Consider the following 10,183-nt stretch of genomic DNA (forward strand, 5'->3'; position numbering starts at 1 on the left):
GAAACACATGATCAAGCAGAGGCCGCTCAGCTGTCAGGCGAACGACAAACCCCACCAAGAAATGATCTTGGTGGGGTTTAAAGCCAAGCTAAGAGCGTCCGGCAGTAGGCGCGCACCGGCGGTCAGTAGTGCCCCCGGATGAAGAGCAGGCACGAGCCGCGGTGATCACGGAGTTCTCCAAGCTCAGCGATCACCGGCAGGCTCGTGCCTGTCCTGCTATCAGAAGCCGTATCTCAACCAATGCCACGAAGTTAAGAGCTCCGCCACGGTGTCAAGTGCGGGAGGGATACCCCTGGAACGGTTCTCCTCTGCCGTAGCGAGCAGGTGGCAGGGGGGCGCGGCGGGGGCGGGGAAGACTTTTCAGGGGCAACAAAGCTCAGTCTTCGCCCCGGCTGACGAAGTGCGGGGCGGGCTGACCATGGATGGGGACGTATGCGCAGGACCACTCCTCGGGGGAGGAGAGACGAGGTACGCGCGAGCTCAGAGGCGTTGTCTCGGGCGAGCCGCGCCAGCGGTGGGCCGTCCGGGACCGACGGATGCGGTTGCGGACGGTGAGATTCGCATCCGTGAGGTCGACGAAGGTGCGACCGACCGCCGTAAGAACCGTCCCTACCGCGGCCCGGTGCGGCAGACAGGCTGCCTCAAGAGCCATCGGCTCTCTTGCCGTGTGCAGGGGACGGCGCCCCGTCCTTCCCCATTCAGCAGATGGTCGGACACCCTCCCTTCTCGTGAATCTCGGCGTGGCACCCGAGATCGGATTCCGTAGCATGTAGGAGGTATGTGGGTCAGCACCGCACGTGCAGAACATGGCCGACCTTGTCGCCCGTTCTCGGTGCAGTCCTGATTCATGGGTCCACAGGCACGCATTCCCTAGGCGACGCGTGCCCAACTACGTACGGAAATCCGGGCGCATCACCTAGATGGCTCTCAGCGCCCGGCCAAGGCAGCAGCCGGAATCAACGGTCCACAGCGAGTTGGCCGAACACTCACTAGACCATTTGGGTGCCTGAGGCATCCAGTGGGGAGAGGCCGGCAGGAATCCCCCACCCTGTATGCGAGGTCCGCCATGGCAGACATTGAAACCATTTCCTTTCCGCAGGACCGAACCTGCCCCTACCACCCGCCGACGGGGTACCGGCCTGCGCATCGAGGACCACAGCCGGTGTCGCCCGCCCGGCTCTTCGACGGCCGCACCGTGTGGCTCGTGACCGGGCATGCGGAGGCGCGAGCGTTGCTGGTCGACCCGCGGCTGTCGGCCGACCGGGAGAACCCTGCGTTTCCCGTGCTCACCGAGCGGGTGGCAGCGACCACTTCGCGACGCGTCGAACTGCTCGGTCTCGACGACCCCGAGCACAACGTTCAACGACGGATGCTGATTCCGAGCTTTACGGTCAAGCGCACAGCGGCCCTGCGGCCGCGGATCCAGGAGACCGTGGACAGACTGCTGGACACGATCATCGAGCAGGGCCCACCGACCGATCTGGTCAGTGCCTTCGCGCTGCCCGTTCCGTCCATGGTCATTTGCGCGCTGCTCGGGGTGCCCTACGCCGACCACGAGTTCTTCGAGTCGCAGTCACGCAGGCTGCTGCGCGGTCCCGCAGCCAGCGATATCGAGGCCGCGCGGGACGCACTCGACGACTACTTCCGAGCCCTGATCCAACGCAAACGGTCCGACCCCGGCGAAGGATTGCTCGACGAGCTCATCGTCCAACAGCTCGACACCGGGGCTGTCGACCACGACGAACTGGTCCGACTGGCCGAAATCCTGCTCGTGGCCGGTCACGAGACGACCGCGAACATGATCTCCCTCGGTACCTTCACTCTGCTGCAGCATCCCGACCAGTTGGCCCGGGTGCGCGCCTCCACGGACTTGATGCCTACTGCCGTCGAGGAACTGCTCCGCTTCCTCTCCATCGCCGACGGAATGTCGCGGGTGGCTACGCAGGACATCGAGGTGGGCGGGGTGACAATCCGGGCCGGGGACGGCGTCATCCTGTCCACGTCCGTGATCAACCGGGACGAGGCCGCATATCCCTCGCCGGACGAACTGGACCTCGGACGGAATTCGCACAACCACGTCGCGTTCGGCTTCGGTATCCATCAGTGCCTTGGCCAGAATCTGGCGCGGGCCGAAATGGAGATCGCGCTGCGCACGCTCTTCGACCGCCTTCCGGGACTACGGCTGGCGGTACCCGCCGACGATATCCCGTTCAAACCGGGTGACACTGTCCAAGGCATGGTTGAACTGCCCGTGGCGTGGTGACCGAAATCCGAACGGAAAGGACCCTGTTGTGATGCGGATCAGTATCGATACGGATGTGTGCATCGGCGCCGGACAGTGCGTGCTTGCCGCGCCGAAAGTCTTCACCCAGGACGACGACGGTTTCAGCAAACTGCTGCCGGACCACGAGGACGCCGCCGGCCCCCTCGTCAGGGAGGCGGCCCGCGCCTGCCCCGTACAAGCGATCACGATCGCATAGCCCCACGGCCCACACGCTGAGTGGACCACGTTGTTCCTGACGGCCGGTCCCCCCGGCCGCTGTCGCCGGGTGGCGTCGGCACACAGGACAGAAGCCCCGCACCCGCGCCTGCCGCGGGGATCCTGCGCAGGGCGTAGGCAGCCTGCGGGATACTCGCTACCGCTGACCGCCCCCGGCAATCAGGGGCACCGCGTGTTCAGGACCAGGTGAACGGTCGGCGAGGCGTTCCCGCAGGCCGCTGTCGACCACGTGGCCGTCCTCGTGAAGCTGCCGGCGGCTGACCTCGCGAAGTAGGACCTGTCGTCCCGGTCGGCCAAGGAGCACCGTACGCAGATCCGCGAGGCCCTCGGCTTCCGTCCGGCTGCCCCTGTTCGGAACTGCCCTTGACCACCCCCCGCGGCCCGCTCCGTCCAGGCTGCCGACGGGGTTGCCCGCACGCGAGGCTCCTGATCACGACGGTGCTGCTCATCAGGCGGATGGAGTGGCTGCGTGGCACGATGAGAGGAGTTGTTCCCAGCCGGTAGGTGGCGGGAGGGAGCAGATATGGAGATCAAGCCGCAGGCGGCTGTCATCCCCAAGGAGACGGGCGATCTCGAGCAGGGGAAGTACGGCCCCGTATTTCCGAAGACACCGGCGTGTTACGGGTTCACCATCGTCGCGAAGGTCAAGCCGGGCCGAGCCGAGGCAATCCGTGAGCACGGCAACACCCTGGCCGAGGCGCTGGAGCGGGATCCGTATCTTCTGGCGCCGCTGAAGCTGCACTACCTGCGCTGGGTACTCTTCGACGACGACACTCGTTTCATGTATCAGGGGATCTTCGACACCGACTTCGACAAGTACACCGAGGACGCCGTCGCCCTCTTCAGCAAGGCGGGGGTGAGCACGGCCTTCGAGAACCTCGAAGGGTTTCCCGAGGACTGGAAGACCAACCCCGAGGCGTTCGTCAGGTTCGTGCGTGAACACCACTGCCCGAGCTTCATCGAGTACGGCGAATATCCGTTCGTGACGGCCGACGAGATCAAGAAGGCTCTGCGGATCAAGAGCGCGCTGTCGGAGATGCTCGACCAACTGCAGTGAGAGCGGCTGCCGCAGGCTCGTCCCACTGTGGATCGGAGACGAGATGAACGAGGTTACGACCGCACGTACCTACAATCAGAACCACATCCCGCGTGAACACACGCCTGGTCGGCGACGGGTGAGCGTCTACGTCTCGTGGAGCTATCCAGCGGAGGCGGGCAGGAACCCTGCCGAGCTGGACAACCGGTTCTCCACCATGACCGAGGTACGGCGTGTGACCTGGCCCGCCTACGAGGACCCGAAGTGGTCCGAGCCGTCGCGGTTCCAGCAAGGCATCGCCGGTTCATTGGAGTTGTTCTTCTGGGCCTGGGTGCCGTTCCAGCAGTTCGTCGAGGAGACCACCGGACATCCCGTCCCCGTATACCAACGCATCGACCAGGCCGGTTTCCATACCCCGCTCGACGAGCGGGTACTGGCGGACACCGACACCTTGTTCGTATTCGGGCTGGATCACATGATCACAGGACAAGAGCCCGAACCCGGTGAGATTGAGGCGCTGCGCGCATTCCTTGAACGTGAGGACACCCGTCTGGTCCTGGGACCTCACCATGACGTCGGGGCATCGGACGATCTGACAGTGCGGGAGATCGAATACCGCCATCACGGCGATCCTTTGGTTCCCCGCCAGCAGCGGTTCGCCACCTATGTCCGGGGCTTGATGCAGGGACTCGGGGTACCCATCGAGAACCGCTACGGACTCCGTCCCGCCGTGCAGGGGCCGAACCGAATCGCCCCGTTCTCCGCGGTCCGCGATGCGGATACGAGAGGCTGGCTGGACGGGGTGACGAACTTCAACTTCCACCAGCACCTTCCGCATTACGCCGTGACGAGCGACGAGCCGGATGTCATTCAGCTGCTGGCGCGGCAGCCGATCGACACCTCCAGGCCCCATCCGTTCATCGAGGCAGGCAACACCGAGTTCAACATGTTCCTGTGGATGCCCCCGAGCAGTGAGCGGGCCGGCGATGTGCTGCTGGCGGACTCCACGATTTTCAGTTCGCTGTTCGGCGGCGACGAGAGTCTGCGGAATTTCTGGCGGAACCTCGTCACAAAGTAGTGACGCAAGGAGGCGCGAATGTGAGCACGAACGCGCGAGCCGCACTGGAGCTCGACGACATTCAGCGCGGGGTCCTCAGCCCTCGCCCTACGCCCTACGCGGCGACCTATGTGGTGTTCCGTATCGATGACCGGGCGCATGGACGGGAGCTGATGCGGCGCGCGAGTGCGGTGGTGACTTCCGCCGTCGACTCGGCCAGCCCCCTGGGGGAGACGTGGGTGAGTATCGCGGTCACCTCTCACGGGCTGAAGGCGCTGGGTGTGCCGCGCGCATCGGTGGACACGTTCGCCTGGGAGTTCCGCCAAGGGATGGCCGCCCGCGCCCAGGCGCTGGGTGATGTCGGCCAGAGCGCCCCCGAGCGCTGGGAAGCACCGCTGGGCACACCGGATGTCCATGTCGTGCTCACGGCGGTCGCGCCCGATGCCACGCGGTTGGAGGGGGCCCTCGATCGGGCCCGCGCCGCTTATGACCGGCTCCCCGGGGTGACCGCGATCTGGCGGCAGGACTGCTACGCACTGCCCACGGAGACCGAGCATTTCGGCTACCGCGACGGCGTCAGCCATCCTGCCGTCGAAGGAAGCGGCATCGCCGGGTCGAACCAGCTGGAGGTGCCGTTGAAGGCCGGCGAGTTCGTGCTCGGCTACCGGGACGAGATCGGCGGCATCCACACGCTGCAGCCGGAGGTACTGGGACGCAACGGCAGCTACGCGGTCTTCCGCAAACTCCACCAGCGGGTCGCCCTCTTCCGGCGCTATCTGCGGGACAACGCCACCGGCCCCAAAGACGAGGAACTGCTGGCAGCCAAGATCATGGGACGCTGGCGCAGCGGTGCACCGCTGGCGCTCAGTCCGCAGCACGACGACCCCGCTCTCGGCGCCGACCCGCAGCGCCGCAACACCTTCCTGTACGAGCAGGACGATCCGGTGGGCTTCACCACGCCCAGCGGCTGCCACATCCGGCGGGCCAACCCCCGCGACGCGTCGGTGGCGGGCGAAGTGCGACTCCACCGCATGATCAGACGCGGCGCCGCCTACGGTCCGCCGCTGCCTGAAGGACTGATGGAAGACGACGGGGCCGACCGCGGCCTGATGTTCGCGTTCATCGGGGCCCATCTCGGGCGTCAGTTCGAATTCGTGCAGTCCGAGTGGATGAACGACAGCGTCTTCTTCGGCGGGGGCAACGCCCGCGACCCCGTCACGGGATCCCACGACGGCGTGACCGGTTACACCATTCCCCAGCGGCCGGTGCGACGACATCTGCCCCCACTGCCGCGGTTCGTTGTCACCCGCGGCGGCGAGTACTGCTTCCTGCCGGGCCTCAACGCCCTGCGCTGGCTCGGCGATCTCCAGGACTGACACTGCGGTCACGCGCACCGTGGCACCGTTCCGAGGCGCTCCGCAGCCCGAGGAGACATGCCTCATGGGCACCCTGCACCTGTTGTTCAACGCCGTCACCGTGATCTTCATCGCGGCCACCATGTTCACTGCCGGCCTCGGGGCCACCGTCGCGGCACTGCGGGGCGTCCTCACCAACGTCCCACTGCTGACGCTGTCCCTGATCGCCAACATGGTGGCCATCCCACTGCTCGGTTGGGGCATCGGTGCCCTGCTCAGTCTGCCCACCGCGTCGTTCATCGCGCTCGTCCTGGTCGCCTCCTCCCCGGGCGGCCCCTTCGGCGCAAAGCTGGCCATGGTGCAAAAAGGCGACGTCGTCGCAGCCGGGGCCGTTCAGGTGCTGCTTGCAGCCATCGGCAGCCTCACCTTCGCCCCGACCGTCAACGGCATCCTCATCGCCGCCAAGGTCGGCACAGGCATCTCCCTCGACGTGGGGGCGCTGGTACGGACTGTGGCACTCCTGCAGCTCGTTCCGTTCGTTATCGGCCTGCTGCTGCGCCGCTACGCGACACCCAGCGCACAGGCGTGGCACCCCACCGCGGCCGCGGTCTCGAACGTGACATTCTTGATCGTGCTGGCGGGCATGCTGGTCGGCAACTGGCAGAACGTCGTCGCGCTGCTCGGCTCACGCACGCTGCTGGCCGGGTTCGTCCTCGCGGCCGCCGCCTTCGCCGTCGGCACACTGCTGTCCACAGGGCCGCCGGTGCGCCGCACCGCCATGGGAGGTGTCACCGCCGTACGCAACGCGGGGCCCGCCCTGGCCGCGATCGGCATCGCCTTCGCCGACCAGCCCGCCATCCTGGGCGCCCTCGCCGCAGCCTTGCTGAGCGGCCTGGCGGCAGCCCTGCCGATCGCTACCCTGCTCAGCAGCCGACGAAGCGGCCCCGGAAACCCGTAGAGCACGTTGCCCAGGCCACGCGTGGTTCACGAGCAATGCCACGCGCACGCTCTCCGGCACTCCTCCTTCGGGGCCGACGGCCCGGCGCGCCGCCGCATCGCAAGCCAAGGTCCACGATTCGCAGCCGCTCGGGCATCTCGACGTCGTTGCACAGGTCCTCCAGCGGGTGGTCGGCGTGTGCCGGAGCCGAGTGCAGAGGCCGGTGGCACAGGTCAGGTGCGAGGCCCGGGTCGCGGGTGTGGGGAATGGCCACAACGCCGGCCTAAAGGCATGCCTCGCCCGACAGTTCGCTGCCGTGTCCCCGTGGTCCAGGTCTTCGATCAATTGCCAAAAGGCGTTCTCGTTGACGGCGCAGAGCATGGCGCTTGAGTCTGACGGAATCCAGCGGCATCGGACCGGTTGCCGGCGCACAACCCAGGAACGGCATTGCCTCAGCACGTGGTGATGACTAAGGTTCTTCAGGTGACTGCCGGGTCGGCCATGAGCCATGCACGAGTGAGGTTCCCGGTCTCGGCGTGATGGCGAGGCGGGCAAGAGCCCCGCCCCCTTTTCCGCGTCTTCCTGCCTGGCGCCCGTATGTGGCGCCCATCCCAGCGGATCCCAAAACCCGGAGACACACCTCACACATGCCGAACAACAAGAACTACCCGCACGAATCCGCACTGATGGCGACCGCCGTCCAGCTGAACCACACCGCCGTCTACGCCACAGACCGGCAGCTGTCGGCCGAGTTCATCGCCGCGATACTGGGGCTGCAGGTCGGTGCTCCATTCGGGCCGCTCCTCCCCGTCGACCTCGGCAACGGGGTGACGCTCGACTACTACGAGAAGCGTGACGAGCCGATCCAGTCGCAGCACTACGCGTTCCTCGTGCCTGACGAACAGTTCAACAACATGATCGCCCGTCTGGAAGCGGTTGGAGTCACCTACTACGCCGATCCCAGCCACACCGAACCCGGTCAGATCAACCGCCTGTTCAGCGGTCGCGGCGCGTACTTTGACGACCCGGACGGCCACAACATGGAGATCATGACCCGGCCCTACCTCCGCCCCTAGGTGTAGTAGGTCCTGTCGTCGAACTGCCGTCGTCGCTCGAAGGACGGCCACGCCGCATCTGGTGTGCGATCGCACGTTGCCGGCGTGCGTGCCAGACGCCATGCGACTGACGGCAGACGGCGGTTCGACGACAGAACCTAGAGGCCCCGGTTGCCGTCCACATGGAGGACGACCTTGCCGCGCGGGTGCTCGGTCACAAGTACCTCGTAGGCCGCGCGGGTCTCGGTGAGTGGCACCACGCGGTCCACCACCGGCGTCAGACGGCCCTCGTCAATCAGTTCTGCGATGGCCACCAGACCGGCCCGGTCGGGTTCGACGATGAAGAATAGGGCTCGGACTTCGTGGGTGGCGGCCTTCTCAGGGTCCGGGGGCTGCACGATGCTGATGAGGGTTCCGCCGGGCCGCAGCGTCGCCCAGGAGCGCTCCTGCGTCTCTCCGCCCACCAGGTCGAGCACCACGTCCGCGTCCCGTACCAGGCCCTCGAACCGTTCGGCCCGGTAGTCGATGACCCGCTGCGCGCCGAGCGCGGTGACGAAGTCAATGTCACGCGAGGAAGCGGTGGCCGTCACGCGCCCGCCCAGGGCCGTAGCGATCTGCACGGCGAAGGTGCCCACGCCGCCGGCGCCGCCGTGAACCAGGACGCGCTGTCCCGGTTGCAACTCGGCATGGTCGACCAATGCCTGCCATGCGGTGAGAGCCGCGAGCGGTACAGCGGCCGTGCGGTCGTGGTCCAACCGGGACGGCTTCGCGGCGAGCATGCTTGCGGGAACGGCAACATACTCGGCTGCCGCACCGTCGCGGGTGAAGGGGGTCAGCCCGTAGACCTCGTCACCGACAGCGAGATCGGTCACTCCGGCACCGACTTCGACCACAACGCCGGAGACCTCGTGCGAGGGAATGGTCGGCGTTCGGTCGCGCCCCGTCCCGTCAAGGCTGTCGGTCCAGCTGGCGTCCCATTCGAGTTCGCCGGCGGTGATGGAGGCTGCGTACACCGCGACGAGCACTTCGCCGGTGGTCGGTTCGGGGCATGGGGCCGACTCGTAGACGAATTGTTCCGGACCGCCCCGCCGGTGGGCCCGGACGGCGTGCATCGTACTGGTCATGAGGAGATCACTCCCGTGATCGGACCGACCTCAGTCGGTCATAGCGGCCCAATCACTCCTTGGGCGGCGGCTCGCTCCTCATCAGGCCCTCTCGGTTGTCTACCCGCTCTTGCAACGGCGTGTTCTGCAGCATGCTGGTCCTGGGCGAATTGAAGCAGGACAGCTGGTTGCTCGCCGTAGCCACACGCTCGTTTCGGCCGCGTGGAAGGATGAGCCCCTGTGGTCGCGACTGACGTTCGGGGACGAGTTGCGGGCCGAGCTGGGATCACCCAGGCGCTCTCGCAGACTGGGCAGCAGCCCGCGCTCACGTGTGTGGCGCGTCGAGCTGCCCGGGACATCGGCAGTGGTGAAGCAGATCGCCGACGGCCCCGATGCCGACGAACGATTCGTCCGCGAGGTAACAGCCCTGCGGCTCGCCGCCCGAGCTGAAACGCCCGTGGTGCCCGCGCTGCTGGCCACCGATCCCGGCGAGCGGGTGCTGGTGCTGGAGCATCTGGATCACCAACGCCCATCCAGCGACCGGATCGTCGACTACGCAGCCGCATTGGCACGGCTGCATGCCACCGCCCGTCCGGAGGACGTTGGGGTACTTCCCCCATGGCAGGGCCCTACCCAGGCCGACATCGACTCGTTCCTCAGGCTGGCCGTGGCTCTCCACGTTCCTGTCATGCCTGGCGTTTCCGACGAACTCGATGGCCTCGTGAACCGGCTCGGCCAGGTATCCGGCCACGCTCTTCTCCACGGGGATCCCTGTCGTGGGAATGACCTCCACACCGCCACGGGCGCCGGCTGACCGCCAGCCACAGCCCTCTGAGCGGGGTGAGCAGCCTCACCGCCGCCATGCGCCAACGAATGCTCGCTCGCTGGCCCGCACTTCAGCCAGTCCCGACAAAGCGACCTTAGACCGACCGGCACCCCGGAATCGTCGGCGAATCACCGACATGCCGACGTGTCTCGTGCTCAGCCCGGATCCACCGGCTTGATGCCCGTGGATAGTGCTTCCGGAATCGAAGAAGTGCCTTGTGACCTGCGATGATGGGGTTTCTCTAGGACCACATCAGGCACGATCAGCAAGGCACTTCCGAGATGCAACCCTCCCATGCCGCCACGGCGGTCTCG

The 10,183-nt window shown here is 66.6% G+C and carries 9 protein-coding genes; 8 read left to right on the top strand and 1 reads right to left on the bottom strand.

Annotated features, from left to right (window positions below; genetic code table 11):
* The first annotated feature begins 1,066 nt into the window (after positions 1 to 1,066).
* The 7 genes from AB0N06_RS36285 (at position 1,067) to AB0N06_RS36315 (ending at position 7,961) form a co-directional block, all read left to right on the top strand.
* The gene (locus tag AB0N06_RS36285) at positions 1,067 to 2,263 is read left to right on the top strand and encodes a cytochrome P450 (RefSeq protein WP_366138954.1); all 1,197 of its coding nucleotides are present in this window, start codon (positions 1,067 to 1,069) and stop codon (positions 2,261 to 2,263) included.
* 31 nt (positions 2,264 to 2,294) lie between these two features.
* Positions 2,295 to 2,480 (top strand): ferredoxin, encoded by a 186-nt coding sequence (locus AB0N06_RS36290; RefSeq protein ID WP_366138955.1) that lies wholly within the window; start codon positions 2,295 to 2,297, stop codon positions 2,478 to 2,480.
* A 543-nt stretch (positions 2,481 to 3,023) separates the two neighbouring features.
* Positions 3,024 to 3,557: a hypothetical protein gene (locus AB0N06_RS36295; protein WP_366138956.1), complete on the top strand. Its 534-nt coding sequence runs from the start codon at positions 3,024 to 3,026 to the stop codon at positions 3,555 to 3,557.
* 118 nt (positions 3,558 to 3,675) lie between these two features.
* Positions 3,676 to 4,614 carry a hypothetical protein gene (locus AB0N06_RS36300; RefSeq protein WP_366138957.1) on the top strand — a complete coding sequence of 313 codons (939 nt, stop codon included), beginning with the start codon at positions 3,676 to 3,678 and terminating at the stop codon, positions 4,612 to 4,614.
* 20 nt (positions 4,615 to 4,634) lie between these two features.
* The gene (locus AB0N06_RS36305; RefSeq protein ID WP_366138958.1) at positions 4,635 to 5,969 is read left to right on the top strand and encodes a Dyp-type peroxidase; all 1,335 of its coding nucleotides are present in this window, start codon (positions 4,635 to 4,637) and stop codon (positions 5,967 to 5,969) included.
* Between the two features lie 64 nt (positions 5,970 to 6,033).
* Positions 6,034 to 6,906 (top strand): hypothetical protein, encoded by an 873-nt coding sequence (locus tag AB0N06_RS36310; RefSeq protein ID WP_366138959.1) that lies wholly within the window; start codon positions 6,034 to 6,036, stop codon positions 6,904 to 6,906.
* A gap of 626 nt (positions 6,907 to 7,532) precedes the next feature.
* Positions 7,533 to 7,961 (top strand): VOC family protein, encoded by a 429-nt coding sequence (locus AB0N06_RS36315; protein ID WP_366138961.1) that lies wholly within the window; start codon positions 7,533 to 7,535, stop codon positions 7,959 to 7,961.
* 137 nt (positions 7,962 to 8,098) lie between these two features.
* Here AB0N06_RS36315 and AB0N06_RS36320 read toward each other — a convergent pair whose 3' ends face one another.
* A complete protein-coding gene (locus AB0N06_RS36320; RefSeq protein WP_366138962.1) occupies positions 8,099 to 9,064 on the bottom strand; it encodes an NADP-dependent oxidoreductase in 966 nt (321 codons plus the stop codon).
* A 343-nt stretch (positions 9,065 to 9,407) separates the two neighbouring features.
* On the opposite strand from AB0N06_RS36320, the gene AB0N06_RS36325 reads away from it, so the two are divergent.
* A complete protein-coding gene (locus tag AB0N06_RS36325; RefSeq protein WP_366138964.1) occupies positions 9,408 to 9,857 on the top strand; it encodes a phosphotransferase in 450 nt (149 codons plus the stop codon).
* The last annotated feature ends 326 nt before the right edge of the window (positions 9,858 to 10,183 follow it).

The organism is Streptomyces sp. NPDC051020 (assembly GCF_040683105.1).
Lineage (GTDB): Bacteria > Actinomycetota > Actinomycetes > Streptomycetales > Streptomycetaceae > Streptomyces.